The sequence below is a fragment of the Mesorhizobium sp. P2_B5 genome (assembly GCF_056404775.1).
Genome location: NZ_JBFUDJ010000007.1, coordinates 1 through 16,333, shown reverse-complemented (window position 1 = coordinate 16,333; position 16,333 = coordinate 1). Strand labels below are relative to the sequence as shown.

The 16,333-nt window shown below is 64.7% G+C and carries 17 protein-coding genes and 1 pseudogene; 15 read left to right on the top strand and 3 right to left on the bottom strand.

What is annotated here, in order from left to right; genetic code table 11:
• Positions 1–16: 16 nt before the first annotated feature.
• On the top strand, positions 17–310 hold the full coding sequence (locus AC1D1N_RS21755; RefSeq protein ID WP_477350951.1) for a hypothetical protein: 294 nt from the start codon (positions 17–19) through the stop codon (positions 308–310).
• A 27-nt stretch (positions 311–337) separates the two neighbouring features.
• Here the strand turns inward: AC1D1N_RS21755 and AC1D1N_RS21750 are convergent, their stop codons facing one another.
• A complete protein-coding gene (locus AC1D1N_RS21750; protein ID WP_436261320.1) occupies positions 338–871 on the bottom strand; it encodes an inorganic diphosphatase in 534 nt (177 codons plus the stop codon).
• 108 nt (positions 872–979) lie between these two features.
• Between AC1D1N_RS21750 and AC1D1N_RS21745 the strand changes: the two genes are divergently transcribed.
• The 5 genes from AC1D1N_RS21745 (at position 980) to AC1D1N_RS21725 (ending at position 3,283) form a co-directional block, all read left to right on the top strand.
• Positions 980–1,186 carry a hypothetical protein gene (locus tag AC1D1N_RS21745; RefSeq protein ID WP_436261321.1) on the top strand — a complete coding sequence of 69 codons (207 nt, stop codon included), beginning with the start codon at positions 980–982 and terminating at the stop codon, positions 1,184–1,186.
• Between the two features lie 125 nt (positions 1,187–1,311).
• Positions 1,312–1,821 carry a YciE/YciF ferroxidase family protein gene (locus AC1D1N_RS21740; RefSeq protein WP_477350949.1) on the top strand — a complete coding sequence of 170 codons (510 nt, stop codon included), beginning with the start codon at positions 1,312–1,314 and terminating at the stop codon, positions 1,819–1,821.
• Positions 1,822–1,925: 104 nt separating this feature from the next.
• On the top strand, positions 1,926–2,447 hold the full coding sequence (locus AC1D1N_RS21735) for a DUF6894 family protein (protein WP_477350946.1): 522 nt from the start codon (positions 1,926–1,928) through the stop codon (positions 2,445–2,447).
• A gap of 34 nt (positions 2,448–2,481) precedes the next feature.
• The gene (locus AC1D1N_RS21730) at positions 2,482–3,090 is read left to right on the top strand and encodes a cysteine hydrolase family protein (protein WP_477350944.1); all 609 of its coding nucleotides are present in this window, start codon (positions 2,482–2,484) and stop codon (positions 3,088–3,090) included.
• 19 nt (positions 3,091–3,109) lie between these two features.
• Positions 3,110–3,283, top strand: coding sequence for a hypothetical protein (locus AC1D1N_RS21725; RefSeq protein WP_477350943.1), 174 nt, complete (start codon positions 3,110–3,112; stop codon positions 3,281–3,283).
• Between the two features lie 39 nt (positions 3,284–3,322).
• On the opposite strand, the gene AC1D1N_RS21720 is transcribed toward AC1D1N_RS21725, so the two are convergent.
• Positions 3,323–4,468, bottom strand: coding sequence for an extracellular catalytic domain type 1 short-chain-length polyhydroxyalkanoate depolymerase (locus tag AC1D1N_RS21720; protein ID WP_477350941.1), 1,146 nt, complete (start codon positions 4,466–4,468; stop codon positions 3,323–3,325).
• 789 nt (positions 4,469–5,257) lie between these two features.
• Between AC1D1N_RS21720 and rsgA the strand changes: the two genes are divergently transcribed.
• A complete protein-coding gene (rsgA, locus tag AC1D1N_RS21715) occupies positions 5,258–6,283 on the top strand; it encodes a ribosome small subunit-dependent GTPase A (protein WP_477350939.1) in 1,026 nt (341 codons plus the stop codon).
• A gap of 191 nt (positions 6,284–6,474) precedes the next feature.
• Here rsgA and AC1D1N_RS21710 read toward each other — a convergent pair whose 3' ends face one another.
• Positions 6,475–7,659: a Gfo/Idh/MocA family protein gene (locus tag AC1D1N_RS21710; RefSeq protein ID WP_477351239.1), complete on the bottom strand. Its 1,185-nt coding sequence runs from the start codon at positions 7,657–7,659 to the stop codon at positions 6,475–6,477.
• Between the two features lie 183 nt (positions 7,660–7,842).
• Here AC1D1N_RS21710 and AC1D1N_RS21705 point away from each other — a divergent pair, with 183 nt between their 5' ends.
• The 8 genes and pseudogenes from AC1D1N_RS21705 to AC1D1N_RS21670 form a co-directional block, all read left to right on the top strand.
• Complete coding sequence (locus AC1D1N_RS21705) at positions 7,843–8,730, top strand: MurR/RpiR family transcriptional regulator (RefSeq protein ID WP_477350937.1); 888 nt, start codon at positions 7,843–7,845, stop codon at positions 8,728–8,730.
• Positions 8,731–8,808: 78 nt separating this feature from the next.
• A complete protein-coding gene (locus tag AC1D1N_RS21700; RefSeq protein WP_477350935.1) occupies positions 8,809–9,591 on the top strand; it encodes an SDR family oxidoreductase in 783 nt (260 codons plus the stop codon).
• Complete coding sequence (locus AC1D1N_RS21695; protein ID WP_477350933.1) at positions 9,588–11,123, top strand: mannitol dehydrogenase family protein; 1,536 nt, start codon at positions 9,588–9,590, stop codon at positions 11,121–11,123. Before AC1D1N_RS21700 ends, AC1D1N_RS21695 begins: the two co-directional genes overlap by 4 nt.
• 35 nt (positions 11,124–11,158) lie before the next feature.
• Entirely contained in the window at positions 11,159–12,073 is a 915-nt protein-coding gene (locus AC1D1N_RS21690; protein WP_477350931.1) for a sugar phosphate isomerase/epimerase family protein, read from the top strand.
• A gap of 84 nt (positions 12,074–12,157) precedes the next feature.
• Positions 12,158–13,192 carry an ABC transporter substrate-binding protein gene (locus AC1D1N_RS21685; RefSeq protein ID WP_192259096.1) on the top strand — a complete coding sequence of 345 codons (1,035 nt, stop codon included), beginning with the start codon at positions 12,158–12,160 and terminating at the stop codon, positions 13,190–13,192.
• A 244-nt stretch (positions 13,193–13,436) separates the two neighbouring features.
• Complete coding sequence (locus tag AC1D1N_RS21680) at positions 13,437–14,987, top strand: sugar ABC transporter ATP-binding protein (protein WP_477350928.1); 1,551 nt, start codon at positions 13,437–13,439, stop codon at positions 14,985–14,987.
• The gene (locus AC1D1N_RS21675) at positions 14,984–15,955 is read left to right on the top strand and encodes an ABC transporter permease (RefSeq protein ID WP_477350926.1); all 972 of its coding nucleotides are present in this window, start codon (positions 14,984–14,986) and stop codon (positions 15,953–15,955) included. The genes AC1D1N_RS21680 and AC1D1N_RS21675 overlap by 4 nt, the downstream gene beginning before the upstream one ends.
• 216 nt (positions 15,956–16,171) lie before the next feature.
• Positions 16,172–16,333, top strand: a pseudogene (locus AC1D1N_RS21670) (IS5/IS1182 family transposase); the annotation flags it as partial.

The following is a 16,333-nucleotide window of genomic DNA, read 5'->3' as shown; positions in this document are numbered from 1 at the left end:
CATTCGCTGCGAGTGCTTGATCGACTCGAAGACGGCAGCCCCGCCATTGACAGCCGAGTCCCTGCAAAACGACAGCGACATCCTTTTTGGGAACAGTCTCCCGATCCAACGGTTGTGCCTGATGGAGGGCACGCATTTGTCGAATCCATCAAGCCATGCTGAAACGCTGCGGACGGTGTCCGACCTGCTTCACCGCGCCCGCCTTGTCATTCGCGATGGCGGTCACGCGGTGGCGATGTTCGAAATAGACACGCTGCTGCAGGTCGCCCAGACAGAGGTTGCGCGCAGCCTCGAACGCAACGATCGCTGAACCTCCGCATGTCACTGCAAGCGGTGTTCATTTGCGGGCCGCGAAGGCTTTCATTCCCTTTTTGATGGACTTGCGGGCCGCGTTGGCGTCCTGCCAGCCTTTGAACCTGATCTCCTTGCCCGCTTCCGACACCGACGAGCGAAAGAACTGTTCGATCTCGCGCCTCAGATGCTCGGGCACGTGGTCCGCGGCGACCGGCTCGTCTTCTGCATCCTCCTTGCGTGGGCAAAAGATGTAGCGGTCATTGCGCAGGGCCGCGCCGCCCTTGTCCTTCTGCTTGACCCGCAAGGCGCCCAGCAGGTCGCATTTGATGACGATGCCAGGGGCGGTCGCCGTCTGATGGATGACCAGCCCGTCGAGGGGATCGCCATCCTCGCCGAGTGTCGAAGGGATAAAGCCCCAGTCGTAGGGATAGGTCATCCCGACCGGCAATGGTCGGACATAGGCGAAGGCCTGGATGGCGGGGTCATAGGCCATTTTGGCGGCGGCGCCGCGCGGGGTTTCGATCACCACCCTGACCAGGCCCTTGGTCGTGGTTGGCAGTTTCAGATAGTCCGACATCGGCTTGCCTCTCTCGTGGATCCGGTTGGCTTCGAATGGAACTTCAAGACCAGAAGAATGTTCCGGAGGACAGGCCGCCACGGAGATCCCGGCTAAGGAGATTTCAGGATGACAAGAGCTGCTCATCTGCTCAAGGGCGTCGGTTATCTGATTTCGACCGCCAGTGTCGTCCTGCTGGCCATCGTGAGCTGGTCGAGCGCTTCACAAGATCCGTTGCTGGTTGCCTGCCTGCTCGGCGGCGCCGCGGCATCGATCGTCGGCATGTTCTGCCGCTGGCTCACCTACGAGATCGAAAAGCGCCAGGAGGACAAATAGACGCGACGCAAAGGGCCGCGCAAGAGCCGCCGAACCAACCCGCTGTTTTATCGATATCTCGGCGGAACCTGTCTCGGATGCCGGAGTTGACCTGAACTCCACCCCCAAAGAAAGGACAAGCAACAATGGCAACGACCAAGGCATCCTCCAAAGACCTCAGCAACCTGTTTCACGATACCCTCAAGGACATCTATTTCGCCGAAAAGAAGATCCTGGCGACACTGCCCAAAATGGCCAAGGCAGCGCAGAGCCGCGACCTGAAAGCAGCTTTCGAAAAACATCGCGGCCAGACCGAAGAACATGTTGCCCGGCTGGAGAAAGTGTTCACCGTCATCGGCAAGAAGCCGGTCGGCAAGACCTGTGCGGCGATCATGGGCATCACCGAGGAAGGCGCCGAGATCATGGACGAATACAAAGGCGCGGCAGCTATCGATGCCGGCCTGCTGGCGGCAGCACAGGCTGTCGAGCATTACGAGATTTCGCGCTACGGCACCTTGCGCACCTGGGCCGCGGAACTCGGCTACAACGAGGCGGTGAACCTGCTCGAGCTGACGCTGAGTGAGGAAAAGGAAACCGATGCGGCCCTGACCCAACTCGCCGAGTCGGCGGTCAACGTCGCAGCCGAAGCCGCTTAAGCAAAGCAGCAGCGTCGACGGCACTTCACAAGCATGTGCTCTGGAGCCTCGATGCTCACGCATCGGGGCTCTTCGCGCATCCAACCAGCGATCGGAATTCTTCCATGCAAATAATCCGGACTGAGGTCGACGACACGATCGGGCGCGGCGGCCAACCCGTTCGGCGCGTGGTGTTTTGCGGTGAAGGCGGCGAATGCGTCAGCGTCGCCATGGCAAAGGCGCAAGCAGCCGAGAATGAGGGGGCCACCATCGAGCGGGCGAGAGCGGTGCTCGTCCAGACCGCGACCTTCGGTTTGGCGGCCAACGACTACGAGGCTGAAAGCAGCGGCAATTTCGACGAAGTCGCGGTGACCGCCGTCAATGACGAGAGCGGTGCGACCTACATTTTTGAGTATCGCGATGGAGACGGCGCCCGCCAGGTTCCGGCCTTGACGATGCCAAGCTTCGAAGCGGCGCGCCAAGAGGCCATCCGCTGTGCCGTCGACGTGCTGGCCGATCTGCAACCGGGCACCGACGATCTGTCGGGCTGGCTGGTGCGGGTGCTCGACGAGAACGGCGGCCTGCTCTGCTCGATCGACGTTTCCGAGGCGGAAGCAGCGCGCCAAGCCGAGGTTGCCGCGTTTTGAAAGCGGTCAGGATCCATGTAGTCGGGAGTTGAGGATGGCGGCGCGCGGCCTGGTTCATGGCCCTCTGGGAGAAACCTGCCTTCATCTGTGCGTCGACATGCAACGGCTGTTCGCGCCCGAAGGGCCTTGGGCAGTACCCTGGGCGGAAAAGGTGCTCCCGGCGATTGAAGAGCTTGCCGGCAAACACCCCCATCAAACCGTGTTTACCCGCTTCATCCCTGCCGAGAAGCCCGGCGATGGAACCGGCATGTGGGCGCATTATTATCGACGCTGGGCGGACGTCACCCTTGCCAATATCGATCGCAGGCTCGTGGATATCATGCCGCAGCTGGCGCGTTTCGTGCCGCCCGCGACCGTGCTCGACAAGCGGGTTTATTCACCATGGACGGGAGGTCGCATGGACGCTGCGCTGGCGGGGCGGAATGTCGACACGCTCGTCATCACGGGCGCGGAGACGGACGTGTGTGTGCTTGCCACACTGCTGGGCGCGATAGATCGAGGCTTCCGCGCGATCGTGGTGACTGATGCCGTCTGCAGCTCGGCCGACCAGACCCATAATGCGCTAATGGAACTCTACCGATCGCGTTTTAGCGAGCAGGTCGAGGCCGTTGCCATGCAGGACGTCTTGGAAAACTGGCACTAGGCGAAGACAGGACCACGGCATGAGAGCCTTCCTCCGAAACAACGGACTGACCATTGCTTTGATCGCGGCGCCGACGAAGCCGCGCACCGATGCCGAACCGAACAAGGTGGAGGGCAACGCTCTGCGGGTGAACGACAACAGCGTCGAGGGTGAAGAGCCCGTCCCGTCGCCGGTCCCTGCCGGCAAGGAGTGAGCACGACGGGCGAGCCCGTAAGCTCGTCCGCCGTCAACGCTAGCGCATCAGCCCCGCTGCGCGCAGCGCATCTTCGATGACCTTGGTGATCCCGCCTGCCGTGCCGCGCGCGTTGGCAGGTTCCGGCGTGGGGTCGACACGGACCGCCCGCGGTTTTTCCTTCGGCGCGAAAGGCTGCAACGCGGTGCCTGAAGCGGTTTCGGCATTCGCCTTGCGTCGCACCTTTGGCTCGGTCAGCTCCCAGAAATGGGCAATGTGCCGTGTCGAGGAAATCCCGACATCCAGCATGAACGGCCCTGCTCTGCCAAGGCCATCGTCGCCGCTCGTCTTCAGCGGCGTGCCATGGCCCATGCCGGCGATGGTGTATGTCTCCAAGACATCGCGCCCATTGCTGTCGGACCAGACCTTTCGCGTCTGGCCGTCGACCTTTTCCGTAAGAGTCGGCCTCTCGCCGACGCCATGTACACCCTGCCATTGCGCCAGCATCGCGTCGGCATTGGAAGGCACGACGGTGATGTCGGCCGATCCTTGCCACACCGAAATCCGCGGCCACGGCCCCTTGTGTGACGAGGCCGCCCGCAACAGACGCTGCAGCTCGGTTTTGGACGGGCCGCCATGGCCGCGCATGCGGTCGAAGGCTTCGGGGATGGTCGAGGCGCTGCCATAGACAAGCCCGGCGATGATCGCGCCGCCGGCAAACACCTCCGGATAGGCAGCCAGCATCACCGCTGCCATGGCGCCGCCGGCGGAAAGACCGGTGACGAAGATCCGCTTGCGGTCGAGACCATGCGTGACGATAGCCGCCTCGATCATCTGGCGGATGGACGCCGCCTCGCCGCTGTCGCGGCTGATATCGCCCGGCACAAACCAGTTGAAGCAAAGATTGGCATTGTTGGCGCGCTGCTGTTCGGGGAAAAGCACGGCAAAACCCTGCTCCGCGGCAAGCTCGGTCCAGCCGGAACCGTGATCGTAGCCGGCGGCATTCTGGGTACAGCCATGCAGCACGACGACCAGCGCCGCCTGCCGCGCCAGATTGTCAGGAAGATAGAGCCGCGCCCGCAAGGCGCCGGGATTGGACCCGAAGCCTGTCATGTCTGAGAGATGATCTTCCTTGCTCTGCCCGGAGCCAACCGGCCGGCCGCGCATCGCGCTCAGGCGAGCGATCGTATCGGATATATTTCGCAAACCGGTATCCTTGCGCGCCGGAATGGCAGTCGTGCACAACGCACTCGCAGCAATATCGTTGCTGCACTGCACAATAACAAGCTGCGCTGAGGATTGATGACCGATCATACAATCCGTTGCGCGACGCCGGAAACAACACCCAGAACCACAACTGTCACCGGGCCTTCAACCGGGGCTTGCGCAACCCACGCAAGCCACCGGAAACCCCCGGTTGCGCGGCCTTTGGCGGCACCGAAGCGACGATGCGAAAGCGCTTTTGCGCCAGTTCCGCGATCACACCATATGAACCGATCCAACCTCTGATACCTTGTTCAGCAGCGGGACTTGTCCCGCTTTGGCCGGTGCTTCAGGCAACCCCATCCCAACCCCCCGCCCCCTGTGGCGCCGGCCATCCCCTCCCCCTCGCAAGAAAGACAGCGCGCCCAGGCGAGCGTGAACTGCGCTCACCCCTGCGGCGGTTTCTTTTTTTTCTTGGCCGCAGCGCGTTCCTTTTCGTCCGCAAACGGATCGGGGTCGGCGGCCGCCTGATCGCTCCACGTCCCGACATCTGCCTCGGGGAAGAACAGCTGCCGGCGATTGTTCTTGTAGTTGCCCTCCTTGAAATTCGGGCCGATCCAAGCGCCGGTGGTGTCGAGCTCCAGCCACTTGCTCCGCTCGCCCGCGCGGGACCCGGCTTGCCAAACATCGCCGCGCCGCCCATAGAACGGCTCGGATTACCGCCCTACTCCGAAAGGCTGTTGTCCGCGCCCATTTGCCAAGGATACCCTCGATGCCCGCGACACCGTCCCCTTGGTCAAGGCTTTGACAGACTCCCTCGCAAGCCTGGGCTGGACGGAGTTCTTCGGCGATCAGCTTGAGTCTGATGAGGCCGACCTCGTCCCGACGCGCATCGCTTCGGTGCATCGCGACCGCCTGGCCGGCCTGTCTCTGGCGGGGCCAACGGATCTGACGCTGCCGGCGAATGCCAACACCGGCGACTATGCGGTCGGCGACTGGGTGCTTGTCGAGCCTCACACGCATCTGCTGCGCCGCCGCCTGACCCGCAAGACGGTGCTGGAGCGTCGCACACAGGGCGCCAGGGTGCCGCAGCTGGCCGCGGCCAATGTCGATACGCTGTTCATCGTCACCTCCTGCAATGCCGATTTCAACATCGCCCGGCTCGAGCGCTATCTGGCGCTGGCCAACGAGGCCGGAACGACGCCGGTGATCCTGCTGACCAAGGCCGATACGGCCGACGATGCCGAGGCTTATCAAAGCCAGGCCGCAGCACTGCAGCGCGGACTGGCCGTCGTGACGCTGAACCCGCGCGTCGCCGATGCCGCAACGGCGCTCGCCGCCTGGTGCGGCGCAGGCCAGACTGTGGCGCTGGTCGGCTCCTCCGGCGTCGGCAAATCGACGCTGGTCAACACGCTGGCCGGATCGGCGCAGCAAGCGCCGCAACAGACCGCCGGCATCCGGGAGCACGATGCCAAGGGCCGCCACACCACCACAGCCAGATCGCTGCACGCCATTGCCGGCGGCGGCTGGGTGATCGATACGCCGGGCATGCGCACGCTGCATGTCAGTGACGTTGCTTCCGGCATCGACACGCTGTTTGCCGAAATCACCGAGCTCGCCCCACTGTGCAAGTTTCGCGACTGCACCCATGTCCACGAACCGGGCTGCGCGGTGCAGGCTGCCTTGAAGGCCGGTAGGCTCGATCCCGAGCGCTTGGCCCGCTGGCGCAAACTATCCCAGGAAAACCAGGGCAATACGCCGGTGCAGAGCGGCCCGCGCGGCAACAAATCCCCGGGCGGTCGCCCAAAGCGGCGCTGAGCGGCTAAGGCATTCCAGAAGAGAATTCAGGAAGCCGAGGAAACTTCTTTTTTAGGCCGCCACCACGGCGATTAGCGTTTCCTCTCCCCACCAATGTGGGGGTAGAGGTGGCTCGGCGAAGCTGAGACGGAGTGGGGGACTGCCGTAGGTGATTGCCACTGCCGCTAGACCACGGCAATTGCCGGTCCATCTCACCCAAACCGCGCCACCGTCCAAGCCCCACCGGCCGCATTCGACTCCACCGCCGCCGCGACAAACTTCACGCCGCGCGCTCCATCGACCACATCAGGCACCTGAGCCGCACGCGCCGCATCCACCACCCCACCGGAGCGATGCGCGCGAATAATGTCGGCGGCGTCGCGGTAGAAATTGGCGAAGGCCTCGATATAGCCTTCCGGGTGCGCGGCCGGCATGCGCGACACACGCTGGGCTTCCGCCGTCGAACCATGGCCGCCGCGCACCAGTGTGCGGGTTTCCTCACCATAAACGGAGAAGCGCAATTCTTCCGGCCGGCCGCCCGACCATTCGAGCCCGGCTCTGTCGCCATAGATGCGCACGGAGAGGTCATTGTAATGGCCGGGCGAGGTCTGGCTGGCCAGGATCGTGCCGCGTGCGCCGCCGGTCCAGCGCACCAGCACATGCGCATTGTCGTCGAGCCGGCGCCCGGGCACGACGGTGAACAGATCGGCCGACACCGCCTCGGCCTCGCAGCCGGAGATATAGCTTGCCAAGTTGAACGCATGCACGCCGATATCGGCCAGCACCGCAGATTGCCCGGCGCGGGCCGGGTCGGTGCGCCACTCCGCCTGCTTCTGGCCCTCGGCGTCGATCGGCTTCATCAGCCAGTCCTGGATATAGGCGCCGTGCACGGACACGATGCGGCCAAGTTCGCCCGCCGCCACCATTTCGCGCGCCTGGCGCACCATGGCGTAGCCGGTGTTGTTGAGCGTAACGACGAAACGGCGCTTTTTCGCCTTGGCGAGCGCTACCAATGCCTCGGCGTCGCTGAGCGTCGTCGACAGCGGCTTGTCGCAGATCACGTCGATGCCGGCTTCGAGAAAGGCCGTGGCGATCGGGGCGTGCAGATGATTTGGCGTGACGATGACGACCGCCTCAATGCCGTCCGGCCGCGCGGCTTCGGCTCGCGCCATGGCGCGATAGTCGGCATAGCTGCGCTCCGGCGCGATGCCGATTTCGGCGGCCGAGGCAGCGGCGTTTTCCGGGTCCGACGACAGCGCCCCGGCGACCAGAACGATCTGGTCGTCGAGCCGCATGGCTAGACGATGCACGGCGCCGATGAAAGCATTGCGCCCACCGCCGACCATGCCGACCCTCAGCCGCTTGCCGGCTGATCCGTCCGATGTTGCGTAGACCATTTCAAACTCCTCCACCTGTGGCTTCGTCATCCTGGGGTCTCCGCGATGGAGCTTCGCTCCTGCTTCGCCCTAGGATGACGACGTTGGAAAGGCTTCCGCCTAACCACGCCGAACCCAACCGCTTTCGAACACGATTTCCAATTTTCATATTGTAAAACGATCGTATCGCGCTAGCCTGAAATCATGAGTGGGGCAAGCAAGTCATCTGGACGATCGATCGCCGACGAGGCGGCGACACGCAAGCGGGGACGCTCTCTGGCAGCACTGGGTTATATCCAGCCGCAAACTTATGAGGAGCTGCGCGCCGTGCTGTCGTCGGGCACGGTGCATTTCCCCAAGCGGCTGCGGCAGGTGGCGATCTTCCTGTGGCAGCATCCGAGCGACGTCGCGCTCGGCACCATCGCGCAGGTGGCGGCACAGGCCGGCGTGCAGCCCTCGACGCTGGTGCGCTTTGCGCAGATCTTCGGCTATTCCGGCTTTTCCGATTTCCAGGGCCTGTTCAAGGAACACATCAAGGGATCATGGCCGGAAGGGCGTGGCGAGCCGCGCACCGAGACCGAGCCGAACCTGCATTTCCTGCATGGCATGGTCGGGGCGTCGCAGGCCTCGCTCGGCCGCATCGAGGCCGGCTTCGATGTCGAGAGTTTCGACAAGATGGTGGCGCTGCTTGCGGATGCCGAGTTGATCTATGTCATCGGCTCCAAGCGCGCCTTTCCCGTCACCGCCTATCTGTCGCTGACCCTCTCGCAGCAAGGCGTGCGCAACGTGCTGGTCGACAATGTCGGCTCCTCCGCACTCGACCAGATCGGCTGCATCGGCGGCCAGGACGCGGTGCTGGCGGTCTCCTTCAGCCCTTACAATTCGATTACGCCTGATCTCGTCGCGGTGGCGCATGAGCGCAAGGCGCGCATCGTCACCGTCACCGACAGCACCTTCAGCCCGCTGATTCCGCTGTCGGACACCTGGCTGGAAGTGGTGGAATCCGACTTCGCCGGCTTCCGCTCGCTGGCGGCATCGCTCGCTGTGGGGATGGCGCTGGTCCACGGTGTGGCGGCGCGACGCGGGGAGTGAGCCGTCGCTGGCACAATTGACTATCGGGAATTACCATTCCATATCTAGAAAAATAGAAACTTTGTTCCGGGAGGAGGAATGGAGATCCGGCTGGACGGCAAGGTGGCCTTGGTCACCGGGTCGACGCAAGGCATTGGCCGCGCCATTGCCGAGACGCTGGCGCGTTCCGGCGCCGCCGGGCTTGTGGTCACCGGGCGCGAGAAGACGCGCGGCGATGCGGTGGCGGCCGAGCTTTCGCAATTGGGCACGCCGACCATCTTCGTCGCCGCCGATCTTGCCGACCCGGCAACCCCTGCTCTTCTGGCGCAGACCTGCATCGAGCGCTTCGGCCGCATCGATGCCCTCGTCAACGCTGCCGGCCTGACCGACCGCGCCTCTTTCCTCGACGCCAGCCTCGACGACTGGGCGGCGCTGTTTGCCGTCAACGCGCGCGCGCCGTTCTTCCTGATGCAGGCGGCCATTGCCGACATGAAGACGCGCGGCCAGGGCGGCGCTATTCTCAACATCCTGTCGATCAACGCCCATTGCGGCTCGCCGGAGCTTGCCGTCTATTCCGCCACCAAGGGCGCGCTGGCGACGCTGACCAAGAACGCCGCCAACGCCCACCGCTTCGACCGCATCCGCGTCAACGGCATCAATGTCGGCTGGACCGACACGCCGGCCGAACGCATCATGCAGGCCGAGACTTTGGGCAACGGCCCCGGCTGGCTCGACAAGGCCAACGCCGCGCAGCCCTTCGGCCGGCTGCTGACGCCCAACGACATCGCCAGTCTTGCCGTCTTCCTGCTCTCCGACGCCGCAGGGCCGATGACCGGCGCCGTGATCGACCAGGAGCAGGCGGTGATCGGGGCGAACCGGTGAGCGCTTCCACCGAGACACTCGGGCCGGCGTTGCTCGACCGCTTGCCGGCATCGGTCCAGACACCGTCCTACGACCGCACGATGCTGGCGCCCGGCATGGCGCATCTCGGCGTCGGCGCTTTCCACCGCTGCCATCAGGCCGAATACACCGACGATCTCATCTCGCTGCGCTTCGACCGCTGGGGCATTGTCGGCATCAACATCCGCCCGCCAAGCCTCGCCGACACGTTGGGACGGCAGAGCGGGCTCTATACAAGGCTGATCCGCGAAAACAGCCATATCGAGGCACGCGTCATCGGCAGCATCGTCCGGGTGGTCGACAGCCAGGAGAGTGCGGCACCAGCGCTCGGCGTGCTGGTCTCGCCCGACATCGAATTGGTGACGATGACGGTGACGGAAAAAGGCTATTGCCACATCCCGTCGAGCGGCGAACTCGATCTTGGCCATCCCGACATCGTCCACGACCTCGCCAACCCCGAGACCCCGCGCAGCGTGCCCGGCCTGTTGGTGCGGGCGCTGGAGTTGCGCCAGGCCACGCATGGCCGACCGCTGACACTGCTCTCCTGCGACAACATTCCGACCAATGGCGTCATCCTCGGCAATGTCGTGCGCAGCTTTGCCGAACGGCGCGGCAATGGCCTGGCCGAGTGGATCGCGGCCAATGTCGCTTTCCCCTCAGCCATGGTCGACCGCATCGCGCCGGCGGTGACGCAGACCGACCTCGACAGCGTCGAGCAATGGTTCGGTTATCGCGACGGCGCTGTCGCTGTCGGCGAGCCGTTCCGGCAATGGGTGATCGAGGAAAAATTCGCCGGCCGCATGCCGCGCTGGGATCTGGTCGGCGCCACCTTTGTCGACGATGTGACGCCGTTCGAGCATCTGAAAATGCGGGTGCTGAACGGCGCCCAGACGACGCTTGCCACGCTCGGCGTGCTGGCAGGACTCGAACACACATCGGATGCCATGGCCGACCCGCTGCTGTCAGACTTCATCAGGCGCATGTTGGTCGAGGAAACTGTGCCGACGCTGATGCCGGTGCCCGGCATCCTGCCGCTCGCCTATGTCGAGCAGAGCCTTGCCCGGCTGAAGAACACCGCAATCCGCCACCGCAACCACCAGGTCGCCACCGACGGCTCGCAAAAGATCGTCCAGCGCCTGCTGAACCCGATCCGCGACCGGCTGAGCCAAGGCGGCAGCATCGGCCTTTTGTCGGTGCCGGTGGCCGGCTGGATGGCTTATCTCATCCAGGCTTCCGCACGCTTTGGCAAACGCTGGCCGGTGTCGGATCCCTATGCCGGCAAGGTCGCCGAGATCGCCGACACGACCGGCCATGATGCGCGGGCGCTGGCGTCCGCCATCCTCGCCATCGACGGGATATTCGATCCCGGCCTCGCGGCTGATGAGACGTTCCGCACGACCGTGATGTCGGCGCTGCGCGAGCTGCTTTCGGACGATCCGATGGCGGCCGTCCGGCACAGTCTTGAACAAGATGAGGTCGCACGGTTGAAGCGATCCAAACAATCGGCATTATAGGTACCGGTCGTGAAGCCACGACCAGGGGAGGCACTATGAAACTTGGACTGCTGACGGCACCGTTCGCGGCGACGCCACTTGCCGAAGTCGCCGATTGGGCAAACGCGGCCGGCTTCGAGGCGCTGGAGATTGCCTGCTGGCCGACAACTTCCGGCGCGACGCGACGCTATGCCGGCACCAGCCACATCGACGCTGCTTCGACCTCGCCTGCGCAGGCCAAGGAGATCGTTGCGTCGCTGACGGAGAAGAAGCTGACGGTCTCCGGCCTCGGCTACTATCCCAACCCGCTGCATCCCGACGCCGCGCATCGCGAGGCCGTCATCAGTCATCTGAAGAAGGTCATCGCGCTGGCCGCCAATATGGGCGTGCCGGTGGTCAACACGTTCTGCGGCGGCGATGCCTCGAAGACCGTCGACGTCAACTGGCAGGACGCGCTGAAAGTCTGGCCCGAGATCGTCGCCTATGCGCGCAACCATGGCGTCAAGCTTGCCTTCGAGAATTGCCCGATGATCTTCAGCTATGACGAGTGGCCGGGTGGGCACAACATCGCCTATTCGCCGCAGATCTGGAGCCGCATTCTCGAGACCTGGGGCGGCGAGGTCGGCATGAATTTCGACCCCTCGCATCTGGTCTGGCAGATGATCGACCAGGCCCGGTTCATCAGGGAGTTCGGCCCCTACATGCTGCATGTCCACGCCAAGGACCTGATGATTGATCATGATGGACTTTATGAGCGCGGGATTCTTTCGGCCGGGATAGGCTGGCAGGTGCCGCGCATGCCGGGCTTGGGCGATGTCGACTGGAGCGGCTTCTTCTCCGGCCTCTACCGTGCCGGCTATGACGGCTCGGTCATCATCGAGCACGAGGACCGACGCTTTGAAGGCAGCGACGATCAGGTCAAGCGCGGTTTCCTGCTTGCCCGCGACGTGCTGCGTCCCTTCGTCAAATGACGAGGTAACAACTTGGTTTGATCCTGTCGCAATCCGGCAGGCGCAAAACCCTGGAACTGAAAAACAATGTGGAGGAGTACTGACATGAAGAAAATACTGACCATGGTTCCGCTGCTTGCGGGCGCTGCCTTGCTGGCCTCGGTGGGCGTCTCGTCGGCCGAAGGCAAATACACGATCGGCATTTCCAACACCGTGCAGGGCAATGGCTGGCGCGAGGAGATGGTCTGCGCCATGAAGGCGCAGGCGCTGGCGTCCGGCGAAGTGACGAAACTCAACATCGCCCACCGCAACACCGATGCCGCCGGCCAGCTCGAAGACATCCGCAACCTGATCAGCGCCAAGGTTGACGCCATCGTCGTCAACCCCGCCGATCCGGCCGGCATCAAGGCGGGCCTGGAAGAAGCCACCAAGGCCGGCATCGTCGTCGTTGCCGTCGACCAGGCGGTCACCGAGCCGTCGGCCTACATCATCTCCAACAACCAGGAACAGTATGCCTATCTCGGCGCCAAGTGGCTGTTCCAGCAGATGGGCGGCAAGGGCGAGGTGTTCTACATGCGCGGCGCCGCCGGCGCTTCGGCGGACTCCGATCGCGACAAAGGCTTCAAGAAGGCGCTGGCCGAAAACCCCGACGTGAAGGTCGCGCAGGAGGTCTTCACCGGCTGGCAGCAGGACCAGGCCAAGCAGCAGATGCTGTCGTTCCTCGCCACCGGCACGCCGTTCAACGGCGTGTGGACCTCCGGCATCGACAACGTCATCGTCGACGCGCTGGTCGAATCGCAGGCGCCGCTGGTGCCGGTGGTCGGCGCCGACAATGCCGGTTTCGTCGGCCAGCTGAGCTCGGTCAAGGGCCTCGTCGGCGCTGCCGTCACCAACCCCGGCTCGATCGGCGGTGCCGGAGTGACGCTGGCGCTGCAGATCCTCGACGGCAAGAAGCCGGCACAGCAGACCGTGCTGGTCGACCCGCAGCTGTGGGACAACGCCACCGACGAAGGCAAGGCCAAGCTGAAAGCCGCCGCCGACCCGTCGCTCAGCCCGGAATGGCCGGTCTCGATCTCGATCCCTGAGTGGACGACGTATACGAAGGAGCAGATCATCGCTTGCAAGGGGCCGGGGGAGTAAGCAGTTTTAGCTGACCATCCGTCAGCGCCGCCCCTCACCTGCCTGCCGGCATCCTCTCCCCGTATAGTGACGGGGAGAGGGACGCTCGCCGCCGATTTCGCCAACCTTCAACGTTGCAGGAAGGGCGCCAGTGCCGCGGCCAGCTTCTCTCTCCCCGTTTACGGGGAGAGATGTCCGGCAGGACAGTGAGGGGCGGCGCTAACATTCGCAGTTATTTGAGCACACAAATCGAGACCCAAACCATTTGACCACCAGCCCCCTCCTCGACGCCACCGGTGTCGCCAAGAACTACGGCGCGGTTGCAGCCTTGCGCAACGCGTCGCTCTCCGTCCTGCCGGGCGAGGTTCACGCTCTGATGGGCGCCAACGGTGCTGGCAAGTCGACGCTGGTGAAGATCCTGACCGGCGCCATTCCTGCGAATGCCGGGCGCATCCTGATCCGCGGCGAGGCGCGCGACATACGCTCGCCCGCCGCCGCGCGCCGCGCCGGGCTGCTGCCGGTCTACCAGGAACCGTCGCTGATCCCCGATCTCGACGTCTTATCCAATCTCAGGCTGACCGGCACGCCGGTCGAGCCGTTCCGCGCCTGGGTGCACGAACTCGGCATTGCCGACCTCGATCTGCGCGACACCGCGCGCGACATTCCGCTGGCCGTGCTGCGCGTGCTCGACCTTGCCCGAGCGCTCGCCGTCGAACCCGACGTGCTGCTGCTCGATGAGATGACGGCAGCACTCCCCGCCAATCTCGCCGAGAAGGTGCTGGAAGTGGTGCGCCGCCAGGGCGACTCGGGCCGGGCCGTGATCTTCATCTCGCACCGCTTCGTCGAGATCTCGGCGCTGTGCGACCGCGCCACCGTGCTGCGCGACGGCGAGACCGTCGGCGTCGTCGACATAGTGCCGGGCGTCGAGGAAAAGATCGTCGAGCTGATGCTCGGCACCCGCATCGTCAAGACCCATGTCGCCGCCCGCAGCGCCGCCGAGAAGGCCGCGCCCGCCCCTGCCCGCCCGCGCATCGCCGTGCAAAACTTACGCGTCGGCACCAAGCTCAGCGACGTCTCCTTCGATCTCGCCGATGGCGAGGTCGCCGGCGTCGTCGCGCTCGAAGGCCAGGGCCAGGATGAACTCTTCGCCGCCCTTGCCGGCTCGATCCGTCCCTCCGGCGGCACCATCGAAGTCGATGGCGCCCCCGTGAAATTTTCGCACCCGATCGACGCCATTCGCGCCGGCATTGCCTATGTGCCGGGCGACCGATCCGAGGCGCTCGCCATGCAGCGCTCGGTGCGCGAGAACATCGCCCTGCCCTTCAGTGCCGCTCTGCGCAACTGGGGCCCTATCAACATGCGCCGCGAGCGCGCTACCGTGCTCAGCGCCATCGAACGGCTGCAGATCGACACCCGCGCGCAGGGCGAGGTGCAGCGCCTGTCCGGCGGCAACCAGCAGAAAGTGACCATCGCCCGCTGGATCGCGGCGGACGCCCGCACCATCCTGTGCTTCGACCCGACGCGCGGCATCGATGTCGGCACCAAGCAGGAGATCTACAAGCTGCTGCGCGAGCTCGCCGGCAATGGCAAGTCGGTGCTGTTCTACACCTCGGAACTCGAAGAGGTGCAGCGCGTCTGCGACCGCGTCATCGTTATCTTCGGCGGCCGCCTCGTCGACATCTTCCCCGTCGAGGAGGCCGACGAGCCGGCGCTGATGCGCGCCGCCTACGGCCTGCCGCGCGGCGCCAAGGCCGATATCGGTATCCTGGCCGATCCAACCGCCCATGCCTCCGATACCCCGGAGGCGACGCCATGAGCCATTTCCTGCGCCGCCAGGGCTGGGTCGTCGGCCTCTTCGCTCTCCTCATCATCCTGTTCATCGCCACCAGGATCATCCAACCGGCCTATGGCAGCAACGATTTCGGCTCGCTCGCGCGCGCCGTGCTGCCTTACGCTTTCGCCGTCGCTGCGCAGACCGTGGTGGTCATCGCCGGCGGCATCGACCTCTCTGTCGCCGCCATGATGGCGCTGACCAGCGTCACCGCCGCTTCGATGATGAATGGCGCGTCGGAAGAATACGCGCTGTTCGTGGTGCCCTTCGTGCTCGCCATGGGTTTTGCGCTCGGCGCGCTCAACGGCCTGCTCATCGTCGTGACCCGCGTGCCTGACATTGTCGTCACGCTCGCCATGCTGTTCGTGCTGCAGGGCGCGGCGCTGTTGGTGCTCGACGCGCCGGGCGGCGGCATCGCCGAATGGCTGAAGGCGCTGATCTCCGGCACCGTGCCGATCCCAGGCCTGCCCGACGCCATCGACGCCTGGCTGCCCAAGGCACTGCTGGTGCTGATCGTCTGCCTGTGCGTCATCTGGATACCGCTGCGGCGCTCGCGCCTCGGCTTCTCCCTCTACGCCATCGGCTCGAGCGAACTGGCGGCGTTCCGCTCAGGCGTGCCGGTGAAGCGCACCCGCATGATCGCCTATGCGCTGTCGGGCCTGCTCGCCGCCTTTGGCGGCCTGGCGCTGACCATGAGCACCGGCATCGGCGCCCCCATCCCCGGCCCGTATCTCTTGGCCAGCGTCGCGGCGGTCGTGCTGGGCGGCGTCGCGCTCGGCGGCGGCAAGGGCGGCCTGCTCGGCCCCATCGTCGCCGTCTTCGTGCTGAGGCTGGTTCGCACGGATTTGACGCTGCTCGCCATAGACCCGAATGTCACCGCCATCATCGAGGGCGCCATCATGGTGGCGGTGGTGATGTTTGGAGCGTTTATTACGATGCGGGGGCGGCAATGATGGGTAGGCGCGCGCTTCTTCCTTCCCCCTTTGTGGGGGAAGGTGGCCTCGCGAAGCGAGGTCGGATGAGGGGTGTTCCAGGGAACGCCGCCGTCTCGTTCCGTCACGCACCCCTCATCCGTCTCGGCGCTGCGCGCCGATCCCCCTTCTCCCACAAGGGGACTGTTGCAAAATTGGATGGATGTGATTCCCTGTTTTTGAAACGGGGATTTTGCGATGACGACGAAGCCGAGCGGTCAGTTCAGTTTTGTGGAGGCTCTGCTGCCACAGGGTCTTGGTCGGAGTGGTCGGCTGGACCGGCTGTCGTCGCTGGTGAAGTGGTATCGCTTCGAGAAGATCCTTGCGCGGCTGCGCTCGCCGGCGGGGCCAGGGCGGCCT